Origin of the sequence: Lactococcus ileimucosae (assembly GCF_943193185.1) — a bacterium.
GTDB lineage: Bacteria > Bacillota > Bacilli > Lactobacillales > Streptococcaceae > Lactococcus > Lactococcus ileimucosae.
Genome location: NZ_CALPDE010000007.1, coordinates 18,490 through 32,082, shown reverse-complemented (window position 1 = coordinate 32,082; position 13,593 = coordinate 18,490). Strand labels below are relative to the sequence as shown.

At 39.7% G+C, this 13,593-nt stretch carries 21 protein-coding genes and 1 pseudogene; all 22 read left to right on the top strand.

Going from position 1 to position 13,593, the window contains the following annotated elements:
* The first annotated feature begins 12 nt into the window (after positions 1 to 12).
* The 22 genes and pseudogenes from rplD to rplO all read left to right on the top strand — a co-directional run bounded on the left by rplD (position 13) and on the right by rplO (position 13,560).
* Positions 13 to 639 (top strand): 50S ribosomal protein L4, encoded by a 627-nt coding sequence (gene rplD, locus NFR51_RS04655; protein ID WP_202229734.1) that lies wholly within the window; start codon positions 13 to 15, stop codon positions 637 to 639.
* The gene (locus NFR51_RS04650; protein WP_251712555.1) at positions 639 to 935 is read left to right on the top strand and encodes a 50S ribosomal protein L23; all 297 of its coding nucleotides are present in this window, start codon (positions 639 to 641) and stop codon (positions 933 to 935) included. The genes rplD and NFR51_RS04650 overlap by 1 nt, the downstream gene beginning before the upstream one ends.
* Before the next feature lie 15 nt (positions 936 to 950).
* Positions 951 to 1,784, top strand: coding sequence for a 50S ribosomal protein L2 (rplB, locus tag NFR51_RS04645; RefSeq protein WP_202229738.1), 834 nt, complete (start codon positions 951 to 953; stop codon positions 1,782 to 1,784).
* 183 nt (positions 1,785 to 1,967) lie between these two features.
* Entirely contained in the window at positions 1,968 to 2,246 is a 279-nt protein-coding gene (gene rpsS, locus NFR51_RS04640; protein ID WP_003133742.1) for a 30S ribosomal protein S19, read from the top strand.
* 15 nt (positions 2,247 to 2,261) lie between these two features.
* Positions 2,262 to 2,609, top strand: coding sequence for a 50S ribosomal protein L22 (rplV, locus tag NFR51_RS04635; RefSeq protein WP_202229740.1), 348 nt, complete (start codon positions 2,262 to 2,264; stop codon positions 2,607 to 2,609).
* Positions 2,610 to 2,621: 12 nt separating this feature from the next.
* A complete protein-coding gene (gene rpsC, locus NFR51_RS04630) occupies positions 2,622 to 3,275 on the top strand; it encodes a 30S ribosomal protein S3 (RefSeq protein WP_202229742.1) in 654 nt (217 codons plus the stop codon).
* 3 nt (positions 3,276 to 3,278) lie between these two features.
* Positions 3,279 to 3,695 (top strand): 50S ribosomal protein L16, encoded by a 417-nt coding sequence (gene rplP, locus NFR51_RS04625; protein ID WP_202229744.1) that lies wholly within the window; start codon positions 3,279 to 3,281, stop codon positions 3,693 to 3,695.
* Positions 3,692 to 3,901, top strand: coding sequence for a 50S ribosomal protein L29 (gene rpmC, locus NFR51_RS04620; protein WP_251712554.1), 210 nt, complete (start codon positions 3,692 to 3,694; stop codon positions 3,899 to 3,901). The genes rplP and rpmC overlap by 4 nt, the downstream gene beginning before the upstream one ends.
* Before the next feature lie 18 nt (positions 3,902 to 3,919).
* The gene (rpsQ, locus tag NFR51_RS04615) at positions 3,920 to 4,180 is read left to right on the top strand and encodes a 30S ribosomal protein S17 (protein ID WP_003133748.1); all 261 of its coding nucleotides are present in this window, start codon (positions 3,920 to 3,922) and stop codon (positions 4,178 to 4,180) included.
* A gap of 22 nt (positions 4,181 to 4,202) precedes the next feature.
* A complete protein-coding gene (gene rplN / locus NFR51_RS04610; RefSeq protein ID WP_202229746.1) occupies positions 4,203 to 4,571 on the top strand; it encodes a 50S ribosomal protein L14 in 369 nt (122 codons plus the stop codon).
* Positions 4,572 to 4,737: 166 nt separating this feature from the next.
* The gene (rplX, locus tag NFR51_RS04605) at positions 4,738 to 5,043 is read left to right on the top strand and encodes a 50S ribosomal protein L24 (RefSeq protein WP_251712553.1); all 306 of its coding nucleotides are present in this window, start codon (positions 4,738 to 4,740) and stop codon (positions 5,041 to 5,043) included.
* Positions 5,044 to 5,062: 19 nt separating this feature from the next.
* Positions 5,063 to 5,605 (top strand): 50S ribosomal protein L5, encoded by a 543-nt coding sequence (gene rplE / locus NFR51_RS04600; RefSeq protein WP_202229750.1) that lies wholly within the window; start codon positions 5,063 to 5,065, stop codon positions 5,603 to 5,605.
* A gap of 19 nt (positions 5,606 to 5,624) precedes the next feature.
* The gene (locus tag NFR51_RS04595; RefSeq protein ID WP_003129946.1) at positions 5,625 to 5,810 is read left to right on the top strand and encodes a type Z 30S ribosomal protein S14; all 186 of its coding nucleotides are present in this window, start codon (positions 5,625 to 5,627) and stop codon (positions 5,808 to 5,810) included.
* 226 nt (positions 5,811 to 6,036) lie between these two features.
* Positions 6,037 to 7,654 (top strand): annotated as a pseudogene (locus NFR51_RS04590) (Na/Pi cotransporter family protein).
* Positions 7,655 to 7,890: 236 nt separating this feature from the next.
* Positions 7,891 to 8,844: an L-lactate dehydrogenase gene (locus NFR51_RS04585; RefSeq protein ID WP_251712552.1), complete on the top strand. Its 954-nt coding sequence runs from the start codon at positions 7,891 to 7,893 to the stop codon at positions 8,842 to 8,844.
* A gap of 534 nt (positions 8,845 to 9,378) precedes the next feature.
* The gene (rpsH, locus tag NFR51_RS04580) at positions 9,379 to 9,777 is read left to right on the top strand and encodes a 30S ribosomal protein S8 (protein ID WP_202231546.1); all 399 of its coding nucleotides are present in this window, start codon (positions 9,379 to 9,381) and stop codon (positions 9,775 to 9,777) included.
* Between the two features lie 88 nt (positions 9,778 to 9,865).
* Positions 9,866 to 10,402, top strand: coding sequence for a 50S ribosomal protein L6 (rplF, locus tag NFR51_RS04575; protein ID WP_251712551.1), 537 nt, complete (start codon positions 9,866 to 9,868; stop codon positions 10,400 to 10,402).
* A 142-nt stretch (positions 10,403 to 10,544) separates the two neighbouring features.
* Complete coding sequence (gene rplR, locus NFR51_RS04570; RefSeq protein ID WP_251712550.1) at positions 10,545 to 10,892, top strand: 50S ribosomal protein L18; 348 nt, start codon at positions 10,545 to 10,547, stop codon at positions 10,890 to 10,892.
* Between the two features lie 20 nt (positions 10,893 to 10,912).
* A complete protein-coding gene (gene rpsE / locus NFR51_RS04565) occupies positions 10,913 to 11,407 on the top strand; it encodes a 30S ribosomal protein S5 (protein WP_202231543.1) in 495 nt (164 codons plus the stop codon).
* A 10-nt stretch (positions 11,408 to 11,417) separates the two neighbouring features.
* Positions 11,418 to 11,600, top strand: a complete 183-nt coding sequence (gene rpmD, locus NFR51_RS04560; protein WP_003134512.1) for a 50S ribosomal protein L30 — start codon at positions 11,418 to 11,420, stop codon at positions 11,598 to 11,600.
* 259 nt (positions 11,601 to 11,859) lie between these two features.
* Positions 11,860 to 12,909 (top strand): BMP family lipoprotein, encoded by a 1,050-nt coding sequence (locus tag NFR51_RS04555; protein WP_251712549.1) that lies wholly within the window; start codon positions 11,860 to 11,862, stop codon positions 12,907 to 12,909.
* Positions 12,910 to 13,107: 198 nt separating this feature from the next.
* On the top strand, positions 13,108 to 13,560 hold the full coding sequence (rplO, locus tag NFR51_RS04550; RefSeq protein ID WP_202231541.1) for a 50S ribosomal protein L15: 453 nt from the start codon (positions 13,108 to 13,110) through the stop codon (positions 13,558 to 13,560).
* Positions 13,561 to 13,593: the final 33 nt, after the last annotated feature.

Here is a 13,593-nt window from a genome sequence, read left to right as displayed (position 1 = left end):
AGATAGATTATAATGACAAAGGTATCATTATTTAAACAAGACGGCACACAAGCTGGTGAAGTAACACTTAACGATGCAGTGTTTGGTATCGAACCAAACGAAGCTGTATTATTTGATGTCGTTCTTTCACAACGTGCTAGTCTCCGTCAAGGTACACACGCTCATAAAAATCGTTCACTTGTATCTGGTGGCGGTAAAAAACCATGGCGTCAAAAAGGAACTGGACGTGCCCGTCAAGGTTCAATCCGCTCACCACAATTCCGTGGTGGTGGTACTGTCTTCGGTCCTAACCCACGCAGCTATGCTTACAAACTTCCACAAAAAGTACGTCAGTTGGCTCTCAAGTCAGCATACTCACAAAAAGTTATTGACAACACACTTGTTGCTGTTGACGAATTGAACTTTACAGCACCAAAAACTAGCGAATTTGCTAAGGTTCTTGAAGCTCTCTCTATTGAGCGCAAAGTGCTTGTTGTTCTTCCTAATGAAGGTAACGAATTTGCAGAACTCTCTGCGCGTAACCTTAAAAACGTGAAAGTATCGACTGCTAACTCAGTAAGCGTACTTGATCTTGTAAACACTGACAAAGTTCTTGCTACTCAAGCAGCTCTGTCTCAAATTGAGGAGGTTCTTGCATAATGTCTCTTTATGATGTAATCCGTAAACCAATTATTACAGAAGCTTCTATGCAAGCAATGGATCAAAAGAAATACACTTTTGAAGTAGATGCTCGCGCGCACAAACTCCTTATCAAACAAGCTGTTGAAGCGGCATTTGAAGGTGTTCAAGTTGCATCTGTAAACACAATCAGCGTTAAGCCTAAAGCTAAACGTGTGGGTCGTTATACAGGTTTCAAACCTGGCTATAAAAAAGCAATTGTCACTTTGACTGAAGGTTCAAAATCTATTGATCTCTTCGGCGAAGACGCAGAATAATAAAGGAGGAAAATCGTGGGAATTAAAGTTTACAAACCTACCACAAACGGTCGTCGTAACATGACTGGTAGCGATTTTGCAGAAATCACTACAAGTACTCCTGAGAAGAGCTTGCTTGTAAGTCTTAGCAAAAAAGCTGGTCGTAATAACCTTGGCCGCATTACAGTACGTCACCATGGTGGCGGACACAAACGTAAATACCGCTTGGTCGACTTCAAACGTACAACTGATAATGTAAAAGCTAAAGTTGCTACTATAGAGTATGATCCAAACCGTTCAGCCAACATCGCCCTTATCGTATACGAAAATGGTATTAAGTCATATATCCTTGCACCTAAAGGTCTTGAAGTGGGCATGACTGTTGTATCTGGTCCTGAATCAGATATTAAAGTTGGTAATGCATTGCCACTTGCCAATATTCCAGTTGGTACTTTTATCCACAACATTGAGTTGAAACCAGGTAAAGGTGGACAGCTCGTACGTTCAGCTGGTACATCTGCACAAGTCCTTGGTACAGAAGGTAAATACACACTTGTTCGTCTTCAATCAGGCGAAATGCGTATGATTCTTTCAACTTGTCGCGCTACAGTTGGTACAGTTGGTAACGAACAACACAACTTGATCAACTATGGTAAGGCTGGTCGTACACGCTGGCGTGGTATTCGTCCAACAGTTCGTGGTTCTGTAATGAATCCGAATGATCACCCACACGGTGGTGGTGAAGGTAAACAACCTGTTGGTCGTAAGTCACCAATGACACCATGGGGCAAACCAGCTCTTGGTCTCAAAACACGTAACAAAAATGCACGTTCTAACAAACTTATTGTTAAACGTATCAACGATAAATAATTTTTCAATATGCTTACAGTTGTAAGCGTTGGGAAGATAGTCCTGAGACGCTTTCTCGGCGTCTTGCTAAAATTGATAAATTTTGTCAACTTTAGTAAGATGTCGAGAAGATGTCTATATTTTATCCGCCAACCTGGCCCTGGCAGCCAGCGTGGTATCAAATTTAAAGGAGAACTCAAAAATATGAGTCGTAGTCTTAAGAAGGGGCCTTTCGCTGATGAGCATTTGATGAAAAAAGTCGAAGCTCAAGAAAACGCCGAAAAGAAATCTGTGATTAAAACTTGGTCACGTCGTTCTACAATCTATCCTAATTTTGTAGGACTTACAATTGCTGTTTACGATGGACGCAAGCACGTTCCTGTTTATGTTCAAGAAGATATGGTTGGACACAAATTAGGTGAATTTGCACCAACGCGTACATACCGTGGTCACGCTGCTGACGACAAGAAAACTAGACGTTAATAGGAGGAGAACAAAATGGCAGAAATTACTTCAGCTAAAGCAACTGCAAGAACAGTTCGCGTTTCACCTCGTAAAACTCGTCTGGCTACAGACTTGATTCGTGGTAAACGTGTTGCGGATGCAATCGCAATCTTGAAATTTACACCGACTAAAGGTGCTGCAGAAGTTCTTAAAGTAATGAACTCAGCTATTGCTAATGCAGAAAATAACTTTGGTCTTGAAAAAGCTAACTTGGTAGTTAGCGAAACTTTCGTCAACGAAGGACCAACAATGAAACGTTTCCGTCCACGTGCGAAAGGTTCAGCTTCACCAATCAACAAACGTACTAGCCACATTACAGTAGTAGTGGCTGAGAAAGAATAAGGAGGTAAAATCGTGGGTCAAAAAATTCATCCAATTGGTATGCGTGTTGGCGTTATTCGCGACTGGGATGCCAAATGGTATGCTGAGAAAGAATATGCGGATTACCTTCACGAAGATTTGGCTATTCGCCAGCTTATCCAAACAAAACTTGCTGATGCTTCAGTTTCACTTATTGAAACTGAACGTGCAGTGAACAAGGTCATTGTTACTTTGCATACTGCAAAACCAGGTATGGTTATTGGTAAATCTGGAGCCAATGTTGATGCACTTCGTGCAGAACTCAATAAGCTTACTGGTAAACAAGTTCACATCAATATCGTTGAGATTAAACGTCCTGACTTGGATGCTCACTTAGTTGGTGAAGGAATTGCTAAACAACTTGAAGCACGTATCGCTTTCCGTCGTGCTCAAAAACAAGCTATCCAACGCGCTATGCGTGCAGGAGCTAAAGGTATCAAAACTCAAGTATCTGGTCGTTTGAACGGTGCAGACATCGCCCGTGCAGAAGGATATTCTGAAGGTACAGTTCCACTCCACACATTGCGTGCGGATATTGATTACGCTTGGGAAGAAGCAGACACTACTTATGGTAAACTTGGCGTTAAAGTTTGGATTTACCGTGGTGAAGTTCTCCCAACTAAAAAATCTGCGAAAGGAGAAAAGTAATCCATGTTAGTACCAAAACGTGTAAAACACCGTCGTGAATTCCGCGGTAAAATGCGTGGCGAAGCTAAAGGCGGTAAAGAAATCGCATTCGGTGAATATGGTCTTCAAGCGACTACATCTCACTGGATCACTAACCGTCAGATTGAAGCAGCCCGTATTGCTATGACGCGTTACATGAAACGTAACGGTCAAGTTTGGATTAAAATCTTCCCTCACAAATCATACACAGCTAAAGCTATTGGTGTACGTATGGGTTCAGGGAAAGGTGCTCCTGAAGGTTGGGTATCACCAGTTAAACGTGGCAAAATCATGTTTGAAATTGCTGGTGTAAGTGAAGAAGTAGCACGCGAAGCTTTGCGTCTTGCCTCTCACAAACTTCCAGTCAAGACTAAATTTGTAAAACGAGGTGACGCAGAATGAAATTGAACGAAACAAAATCACTTCTCAAGGATCTCCGCGCTTTGTCAGTCGATGAATTGGCTGCACGCGAAGCTGAATTGAAAAAAGAATTGTTTGAACTTCGTTTCCAAGCTGCAGCTGGTCGTCTCGAAAACACAGCGAAACTTGACGAAGTGAAGAAAACAATTGCACGTGTTAAAACTGTGCAACGCGAATTGACTAAATAGATCGGGAGAAATACATAAATGGAACGTAATCAACGTAAAGTTTATCAAGGCCGCGTGGTTTCAGACAAAATGGATAAGACTATCACAGTTGTCGTAGAAACTAAACGTAACCACCCAGTCTATGGTAAACGCATTAACTACTCTAAAAAATACAAAGCTCATGACGAAAACAATACTGCCAAAACTGGTGATATCGTACGTATCATGGAAACTCGTCCACTTTCAAAAGACAAACGTTTCCGCTTGATCGAAATCGTTGAAGAAGCTGTAATTATCTAAGCTATACTAGGAGGAAAAAAGCATGATTCAAACAGAAAGCCGTTTGAAAGTTGCAGATAACTCTGGTGCCAAAGAAATCTTAACTATCCGTGTACTCGGTGGTTCAAGCCGTAAATTCGCTGGTATTGGTGATGTTATCGTAGCTACAGTAAAATCAGCTGCCCCTGGTGGAGCTGTTAAAAAAGGTGAAGTTGTTAAAGCTGTTATCGTTCGTACTAAATCTGGTGCTAAACGTCCTGACGGATCTTACATCAAGTTTGATGAAAACGCAGCAGTTATTATCCGTGACGATAAAACACCTAGAGGAACACGTATCTTTGGTCCAGTTGCCCGCGAACTTCGTGAAGCTGGTTATATGAAGATTGTTTCTTTGGCACCTGAAGTTCTCTAAGACCTAGAGGAGTTCGTAAATAAAGGGGACAATGTCCCCTATGTTTACGTCAAAACGAATAAAACAAGAAAAATCTAATTTCGCATTTATAAATTCACTTCTATCTTGGATAGAAATAGTCCCCTACGCTGTAGGGTGCCCATAGGGCGTAAGAAAGGAATATCAAATGTTTGTAAAAACTGGAGATACTGTAAAAGTTATCGCAGGTAAAGACCGCGGTACAACAGGTAAAGTGATCAAAGCTTTACCAAAAGTGAACAAAGTCATCGTTGAAGGTGTTGCTATCGTGAAGAAACACAAAAAACCAGACGCTGTTAATCCAAACGGCGCTATCCTTGAAATTGAAGCACCTATCCACGTTTCTAACGTACAAGTGCTCGATAAAAACGGTGTAGCTGGTCGTGTTGGTTATAAAGAAGTTGACGGCAAAAAAGTTCGTTTCAACAAAAAATCAGGCGAAGTCCTAGACTAAGACGGGAAGGAGAAAGAATATGGCTAATCGTTTAAAAGAAAAATACTCTAACGAAGTAGTACCAGCATTGACTGAAAAATTCGGTTATACTTCAATCATGGCAGTGCCAAAAGTTGAAAAAATCGTGCTTAACATGGGTGTTGGGGATGCAGTGAGCAACTCAAAAAACCTTGACAAAGCCGTTGCTGAATTGGCTTTAATCTCTGGTCAAAAACCATTGATTACTAAAGCTAAAAAATCAATCGCGGCTTTCCGTCTTCGTGAAGGGCAAGCTATCGGTGCGAAAGTAACGCTTCGTGGCGAACGTATGTACGAATTTTTGGACAAACTCGTAACTGTTTCTCTTCCACGTGTACGTGACTTCCATGGTGTATCAAATAAAGCATTTGATGGACGTGGAAACTACACACTTGGTGTGAAAGAACAATTGATCTTCCCAGAAATCTCATACGATGATGTTGATAAAGTACGTGGTTTAGATGTTGTTATCGTAACAACTGCGAATACTGACGAAGAATCGCGTGAATTGCTTGCTAAACTTGGCATGCCGTTTGCTAAATAATAGGATAGGAGAATAACTAATGGCTAAAAAATCTATGGTTGTTAAAAACCAACGCCCTGCAAAATTCTCAACGCAAGCCTACACTCGTTGCGAACGCTGCGGACGCCCGCATTCAGTTTACCGCAAATTTAAGCTTTGCCGTATCTGTCTTCGTGAGTTGGCTTATAAAGGTCAACTTCCAGGCGTTAAGAAAGCATCTTGGTAATTTGAATTTTATATAAGGGGCATTTCTTAGAAATTCTGCTTATGCCCAGACAATTCCTAGGAGGAATTGTAGTTTTAACGTGTAAAAATTTCTTCCCTTTGTGGGAAGTTTTTTTCTTTTACAAATAGGCTGCTATAATATCACTTCTGAATAAAATTAAAATAAGATATACTTAAGATGAGAAAAAATGAATCTGAAAAGATAAAGTGAAAATGAGGGATAGGATATGACCATCTATGATATCTTTTTTTTATTAGGAGGCTTGGGGCTCTTTTTATATGGGATGAGTTTGATGAGCGAGGGTTTGAGCTTAGTTGCAGGCTCAAAACTAAAAAAACATCTTACGCCGACTCACACGTAATAAATGGTTTGGTGCTTTCTTTGGATTCATTATTACGGCGATAATTCAGAGTTCGACAGCAACAACTGTTATGGTATTGGGATTTATCGACTCCTCATTAATGTCTCTTAGTCAAGCCGCAGGCGTGATTATGGGAGCTAATGCTGGAACGACTTTGACGGGTATACTGTTTACATTCAATATCCAAGATATTGTTCCTTTTGTTATTTTTATCGGGACAATAACGACTCTTTTTGTTAAACGTAAAACCTTTAATCATATGGGGTTAATTTTGCTTGGCTTTGGTCTTTTATTTCTAGGTCTGAACCTTATGAGTTCTTCGATGGTTCCCTTGCGAGAGTCGGCCTTTATGGCAGATTTATTTGTCCATACTCAAATGCCACTGATTGGCCTAGTTGTCGGCTTTATTGTAACGGCGTTAATCCAAAGTTCAACTGCTTCAGTTGGTATTCTATTGACCATGGTAGCAGCAGGAGTTGTTGTTGATCTCCAGCAAGCAATCTTTATTTTATACGGCTTTAATGTGGGGACAGTTGTGACGACCTTAGTGGCATCTATACGTGGCAATAAAACAGCTCAACAAGCAGCTATGGTTCATGTGTTGTTCAATGTTGTGGGCGCTTTGATTTTCACAATTTTTACGGTTTTACCTCTAGGCTTTGTTTCTTTTATTCAGAGTACTTCAGAAAATATTGCGCTTCAGTTGGTTTATGCACATATTGTATTTAATGTTGCCACGCTGTTCATATTGCTTCCGGTGTCTAAATATATAATTCAACTCTCTGAAAAAATGATTAAGGCAGATTCGGAGGAGGCTCCTCAACTTAAGTTAAAATTTATCGATCGACGCTTGATTTATTCCCCAGAGATTGAAGTTGAGCACATTATTAAGGAGATTCAAAGGGCCTTTGAACTTGTGCATGATGATTTTAAAGAAGCTACAAATTATAAGACAATAGGGAAAAAAAGACAGGAAGTCCATTTACTGTCTAACGAAGCTTTAATCGATTATTTGGTCAAGGAGATTAACCGAACACTTACCAATATAAATACGGTTAAGTTGAAAGAGGAATTCGCTATAACTGTCGGAATCTGTTATAAAGTTATTAATTATTTGCGCCAAATAGAAGAACAATCTAAAGATATTGCGCTTACCCTGCAACGCTATGAGCAACCTGAGATTATAAATGATAGTGAGAGGGAAGAGGTAGAGTTAGCTATTCATCTTGTTATGGAAGCGATAGTTCCGCTAGTGGATAGGATGCTTTTACAGATTTATGAGTTTTTAAAGGAAAAACTGTACCAAGAAGATAAAAAATTAGTGCAAGACATTGAGAGACTGGATCAAGAAATCTTAAATCTTACACAAATTAATAGGGATTTACTTAGGGCGGATTTTGAAGATATTCGTATTTTTAACAGTCTCCGTCGTATCAGTGCAGATGCAGTAAATATAGCAGTAACTTTAGAATATAAAGAGTGAAAAGAGCATAAGGAGGCTCTTTTTTTATCATCTACAATGCCCACGGGGTGTCATTTGAGAAATTTTAGACAGTTTTTACCGCCTCATCGTAGAAGATGAGTGGCACTTTTTATACACCGATGAACAAAATGCTTAATTTAAAAAATTAATGTTATTGATTAAATTAATTCATTTTACAAATCGATAATTATGCGCTAATATATAAGTATAAAGATAATGTGAAAGGAAGTACAAGAATGAAAGTCACAAATAGAAAAGTAGTAGTTATAGGCACAGGATTTGTTGGGACAAGTATTGCCTATTCGATGATTAATCAAGGGATTGTCAATGATTTGGTACTTATAGACGTGAACCAAGAAAAAGCAGAGGGAGAAGCACTGGATCTTCTAGATGGTATTTCATGGGGACAAGAAAATATTAATGTAAAAGCTGGAGGTTATGAAGAATGTAAGGATGCTAATGTTGTAGTTATCACTGCAGGGATCAACCAACAGCCTGGTCAAACGCGATTGGAACTCGTGGATACAAATGCAAAAATTATGGAATCTATTGTTCATGAGGTGATGAATTCGGGCTTTGATGGTGTGTTTGTCATTGCCTCTAATCCTGTAGATGTGTTAACCTATTGTGCTTGGAAAGCTTCAGGATTACCAGCATCAAGAGTAGTAGGTACAGGTACAACATTGGACACTACGCGTTTCCGTAAGGAACTTGCGACAAAACTTGAAATTGATCCTCGAAGTATCCATGGTTATATTATCGGAGAGCATGGCGACTCAGAGGTTGCAGTTTGGTCACACACAACTGTTGGTGGTAAACCAATATTAGAATTTATTGTTCAAAATAATCGTTTAGAAGTTGCGGATTTACAAATTTTATCAGATAAAGTGAAAAATGCAGCTTATGAGATCATTGATCGTAAAAAAGCAACTTACTATGGCATAGGTATGAGTGCAGCAAGAATTGTAAAAGCTATTTTGAATAATGAGCAGGCTGTTTTACCCGTATCTGCTTATCTTGAAGGCCAGTACGGAGAAGAAGGAGTGTTTACCGGTGTACCTTCAGTTGTAAATCAGACAGGAGTTAGAGAAATTATTGAGTTAAATATTGACCCTCAGGAACGCCAAGCATTTAAAAAATCTGTAAAACAGTTACGCGATGTTATTGAAAGTCTAGAGAATAAGGATTGAATTTTGTTTTGATTTTCGTAATTCTTTGTTTCTCTGACTTAAAAGCTGAGATATTATAGGATTTATTCAAACTTCCCATCTTCAAGAGAAAGAACAAAGAAGCTTGGATGAAAAATGAAAAACACTCACCAGCAGCATTCCTATGCATGTGGTTAAGTGTTTTTTCTTGTGCGTTTTATGATTTTAAAACTCTTATAAAAGAGGAATGGCGGAAAATATCTAATTCGGCATTGTTGACCATTGCAAAGCATATAAGCGTTAATACAAGGCTTATCTCGTGTTTGGCTACTTACACTTGCTGTCTTTTTTCTGTTAACTCCATTCTCTAAATGGTCCATAATCGTCATCTCAGTTCAAAAGAACAGGAGCCTTTTTTAAAAATTTACTGCGTTTGTCGTGGAGAAACACCCGAACCTATTGACATGATACAAATATTTTGATAAAGTATATAGGTTCGGTCTTTTAAAAAAAGACCTCATTAATTTGAAAGTGGGATTGAACAAACCCAAACTACAAATAAGGAGAAATTACATTATGGTAATGACAGACCCAATTGCAGACTTCCTTACACGTATCCGTAACGGAAACATGCGTCGTTTTGAAGTTGTTGAGGCACCTGCTTCAAAAATCAAGCGTGAAATCGCAGAAATCCTTAAAGCTGAAGGTTATGTGAAAGACGTTGAGTATGTTGAAGATAACAAGCAAGGTATTATCCGTGTGTTCTTAAAATACGGAAAAAACAACGAAAAAGTTATCACTAACTTGAAACGTATCTCTAAACCAGGTCTTCGTGTTTACGTGAAATCTGATGAAGTACCACGTGTTCTTAACGGACTTGGCACAGCAATCATTTCAACTTCTGAAGGCGTTGTGACGGATAAGGTTGCACGTTCTAAGAACATTGGTGGTGAAGTTCTTGCTTACATCTGGTAATCTTTTACTGGTAAGCAGAAAAACATTATAATTGTGAAAACAGGTAGTAGAAATACTCTTGATAATTTAACAGAAAAGGTAAAAAAACATGTCACGTATTGGTAATAAAGTCGTTGTTTTACCAGCTGGTGTAACAGTTGAACAAAACGGCGCAACAGTAACAGTTAAAGGTCCTAAAGGCGAATTGACTCGTGAGTTTTCAACAGCAATCACGATGGAAATCAATGGCTCTGAAGTAACATTCAAACGTCCTGATGACTCTAAAGAGATGAAAACTATTCACGGCACTACTCGTGCAAACTTCAACAACATGGTTGTTGGTGTAAGCGAAGGTTTCCGTAAAGAACTCGAAATGATCGGGGTAGGTTACCGTGCACAACTTCAAGGTTCAAAACTTGTATTGGCTGTTGGTAAATCTCATCCAGATGAAGTTGAAGCTCCAGAGGGGATCACTTTTGAAGTTCCAGACGCTACACACATTAACGTTTTGGGCTCAGATAAAGAAGTTGTTGGTCAGACAGCAGCTTATATCCGTAGCCGTCGTGCACCAGAACCTTATAAAGGTAAAGGTATTCGTTACGTTGGCGAATTTGTACGTCGCAAAGAAGGTAAAACTGGTAAATAATCTCTTGGAGATTATAATCCGTCATTTGGTGAATATACATTTGCCAAAATTCTGCTCAGGCAGAAACTTCCCGCTTGCATTTTTTGCAAGAAAATCGATGGCAAAAACTATCGAAATATAAAATATTAAAAGAGGTAGAATTGTGATTTCTAAACCAGATAAAAACAAACTCCGTCAAAAACGCCATATTCGCGTTCGCGGAAAAATCTCAGGTACTGCTGAAACTCCACGTTTGAACGTTTTCCGTTCAAACACAAACATCTATGCGCAAGTTATTGATGATGAAGCAGCGGTAACACTTGCATCTGCATCATCACTTAAGTTGACTGGTACTAAAACAGAACAAGCAGCTGAAGTTGGTAAACTTGTTGCTGAAGCTGCTAAAGCTAAAGGCATAGAAGCAGTTGTATTTGACCGCGGTGGTTATCTCTATCACGGACGTGTCCAAGCACTTGCAGAAGCTGCACGTGAAGCTGGATTGAAATTCTAAGGAAAGGGGTAATCATTAAAATGGCTAGAAACGAAGAAGTTAAAGAATTCGAAGAACGCGTTGTTGGAATCAACCGTGTTACTAAAGTTGTTAAAGGTGGACGCCGTCTCCGCTTTGCTGCACTTGTTGTAGTTGGTGACCGCAATGGTCGCGTAGGTTTCGGTACAGGTAAAGCTCAAGAAGTTCCAGAAGCAATCCGTAAAGCTATCGAAGCAGCTAAGAAAAACATCATTACAGTACCTATGGTAGGAACTACTGTACCTCACGAAGTACTTGGTGTATTTGGCGGCGGTAAGATCCTTATCAAACCAGCTGTAGAAGGTTCTGGAGTTGCTGCAGGTGGTGCCGTTCGTGCCGTCCTCGAACTCGCAGGTGTTGCTGACGTAACATCTAAATCATTAGGTTCAAACACAGCAATCAACGTTGTTCGTGCAACAGTTGAAGGTTTGCAACAATTGAAACGCGCTGAAGAAGTTGCGGAACTCCGCGGCAAATCAGTAAGCGATTTGGCATAAGGAGGATATCATGGCTCAAATCAAAATTACATTGGTAAAATCACCAATCGGCCGTATCCCTGCACAACGTAAAACTGTTGTTGCACTTGGCCTTGGTAAACTTGGTTCATCAGTTGTGAAAGAAGACAATGCAGCACTCCGCGGCATGGCAAATTCAATTTCACACTTGGTAACAATTGAAGAAGTTAAATAATAAGTAAAAAGTTCAGATTATCTGGACTTTTTTTGTGAAAAATTGTAAATATTTTCAAGCTGGAAAAATAAAAAAGTAAAAATATACAGTGGATTTTAGGTTATAATTATTCTCAATGGTCGTAGGGTACCGAGGTATGAACAGCCAAATAGATTAGGCCTTTCAGGGCTAAGTTCCCTGTTCTGTAAAGCTCTCTTTTTTGTTGAGTAATGGTCGAGTTAATCATTTGGCGTATCATGGAATATGAAAGGAAGAAAAAATGAACAAACGTATTTTTACACTTGCAGCAGTAGTCTTTGCAGCAGTAATCGTACTTGCAGGATGTGGAGGACGACGTGCAGAAAAAATGCAAGGAGAAGCTGGTCTTAAAGCAGCTTTAGTTTTAGGAAATGATGGTGTAGATGACCGTTCGTTTAACCAGTCGGCTTGGGAAGGGTTACAAGCTTGGGGGAAAGATAATGGGCTTTCAAAAGGAAAGGGAATTAACTATTTCCAGTCCAATTCCCCAGCTGAATTTACATCAAACTTTAATTCGGCTGTTTCAGGCGGTTATGATTTAATTTTCAGTATTGGTTTTGTTTTGCAAGAGGCAACGTCTCAAGCTGCACAAAACAATCCGGATACAAAATTTGCTGTTATTGATTCGGTAATCGAAGGTAAAGACAATGTTGTTTCTGCCACTTTTGCGGATCAGCAATCTGCTTATCTGGCAGGTGTTGCGGCAGCTAAGACAAGCAAAACAAATCATGTAGGTTTTATCGGCGGTATTAAATCAGACGTTCTTGCAGCCTTTGAAAGTGGATTTACAGCAGGGGCTAAGTCTGTAAATCCAGATATCAAAGTGGATGTACAGTATGCACAATCTTTTACAGATGCAGGTAAAGGAAAAACAATAGCTTCAGCAATGTATGCGAGTGGGGCGGATGTTATTTATCAAGCAGCCGGTAGTGTAGGTGCTGGACTGTTTACTGAGGCCAAAAATCTGAATGAAACAAAAAATGAAGCAGAGAAAGTGTGGGTTATTGGTGTTGACCAAGACCAAGAATACTTGGGGGACTACACCTCTAAAGACGGGAAAGCCTCAAACTTTGTCCTTGTTTCTACAGTGAAAGAAGTCGGAAATGCAGTGAAGGATATCGCGAGCAGAACAGCAAAAGGTGAGTTTCCGGGTGGGGAAAAACTCAAATATGACTTATCCAATGGTGGTGTAACACTTGCCCGAGACAACGCTTCTGATGAAGTATGGAAGGCGGTTGAATCAGCAAAAGCAGACATTGTTTCAGGTAAAATTGTTGTTCCTGCGAAATAATTATAGAAATAACATGCGTGCTTTCACGCTTTTTAGGCCAATAATGCCCTCTTTTTTGAAAAATTTGCATTTTCAGAGCAAATTTAGTAAAATAGAAAAGGTTTAGAAGCCAAAAATTAGAAAAGTACAGGCGAGTCAAACTTCATCCTTCCTTAGAGTGGAGCAAGGCGTCAGCATTGTACAAAATAAGGAGAAAACATGAAACTTCATGAAATGAAAGCTGCAGAAGGCAGCCGTAAAGTACGCAACCGTGTAGGTCGTGGTACTTCATCTGGTAACGGTAAAACATCTGGTCGTGGACAAAAAGGTCAAAAATCACGTTCAGGTGGTGGCGTACGTCCTGGTTTTGAAGGTGGACAAACAGAACTGTTCCGTCGTCTTCCAAAACGCGGTTTCACTAACGTAAACCGTAAAGAGTACGCAATCGTAAACCTCGATACTTTGAACCGTCTTGGCGACGGAGCAGAAGTTACAGCTGAAACACTTGTAGCTGCTAAAATCATCAAAGATGTTAAATCTGGTATCAAAGTTCTTGCTAACGGCGAATTGACAGTTAAAAACCTTAAGGTTAACGTTGCGAAAGCTTCTGCTGCTGCAAAAGCTGCTATTGAAGCTGCTGGTGGTTCTGTAGAAACTCTTGAAGCAAAATAATTCAATTGGCGGTTGAGAATCAACCGCTTATTT

Coding starts and splice junctions, on each gene's coding strand:
- rplF (WP_251712551.1), top strand. CDS start 9,866: ATGTCACGTATTGGTAATAAAGTCGTTGTTTTACCAGCTGGTGTAACA.
- rplV (WP_202229740.1), top strand. CDS start 2,262: ATGGCAGAAATTACTTCAGCTAAAGCAACTGCAAGAACAGTTCGCGTT.
- rpsE (WP_202231543.1), top strand. CDS start 10,913: ATGGCTAGAAACGAAGAAGTTAAAGAATTCGAAGAACGCGTTGTTGGA.
- rpsH (WP_202231546.1), top strand. CDS start 9,379: ATGGTAATGACAGACCCAATTGCAGACTTCCTTACACGTATCCGTAAC.
- NFR51_RS04650 (WP_251712555.1), top strand. CDS start 639: ATGTCTCTTTATGATGTAATCCGTAAACCAATTATTACAGAAGCTTCT.
- rpsQ (WP_003133748.1), top strand. CDS start 3,920: ATGGAACGTAATCAACGTAAAGTTTATCAAGGCCGCGTGGTTTCAGAC.
- rpmC (WP_251712554.1), top strand. CDS start 3,692: ATGAAATTGAACGAAACAAAATCACTTCTCAAGGATCTCCGCGCTTTG.
- rplP (WP_202229744.1), top strand. CDS start 3,279: ATGTTAGTACCAAAACGTGTAAAACACCGTCGTGAATTCCGCGGTAAA.
- NFR51_RS04585 (WP_251712552.1), top strand. CDS start 7,891: ATGAAAGTCACAAATAGAAAAGTAGTAGTTATAGGCACAGGATTTGTT.
- rplX (WP_251712553.1), top strand. CDS start 4,738: ATGTTTGTAAAAACTGGAGATACTGTAAAAGTTATCGCAGGTAAAGAC.
- NFR51_RS04595 (WP_003129946.1), top strand. CDS start 5,625: ATGGCTAAAAAATCTATGGTTGTTAAAAACCAACGCCCTGCAAAATTC.
- rpmD (WP_003134512.1), top strand. CDS start 11,418: ATGGCTCAAATCAAAATTACATTGGTAAAATCACCAATCGGCCGTATC.
- rplE (WP_202229750.1), top strand. CDS start 5,063: ATGGCTAATCGTTTAAAAGAAAAATACTCTAACGAAGTAGTACCAGCA.
- NFR51_RS04555 (WP_251712549.1), top strand. CDS start 11,860: ATGAACAAACGTATTTTTACACTTGCAGCAGTAGTCTTTGCAGCAGTA.
- rplO (WP_202231541.1), top strand. CDS start 13,108: ATGAAACTTCATGAAATGAAAGCTGCAGAAGGCAGCCGTAAAGTACGC.
- rplD (WP_202229734.1), top strand. CDS start 13: ATGACAAAGGTATCATTATTTAAACAAGACGGCACACAAGCTGGTGAA.
- rpsS (WP_003133742.1), top strand. CDS start 1,968: ATGAGTCGTAGTCTTAAGAAGGGGCCTTTCGCTGATGAGCATTTGATG.
- rplN (WP_202229746.1), top strand. CDS start 4,203: ATGATTCAAACAGAAAGCCGTTTGAAAGTTGCAGATAACTCTGGTGCC.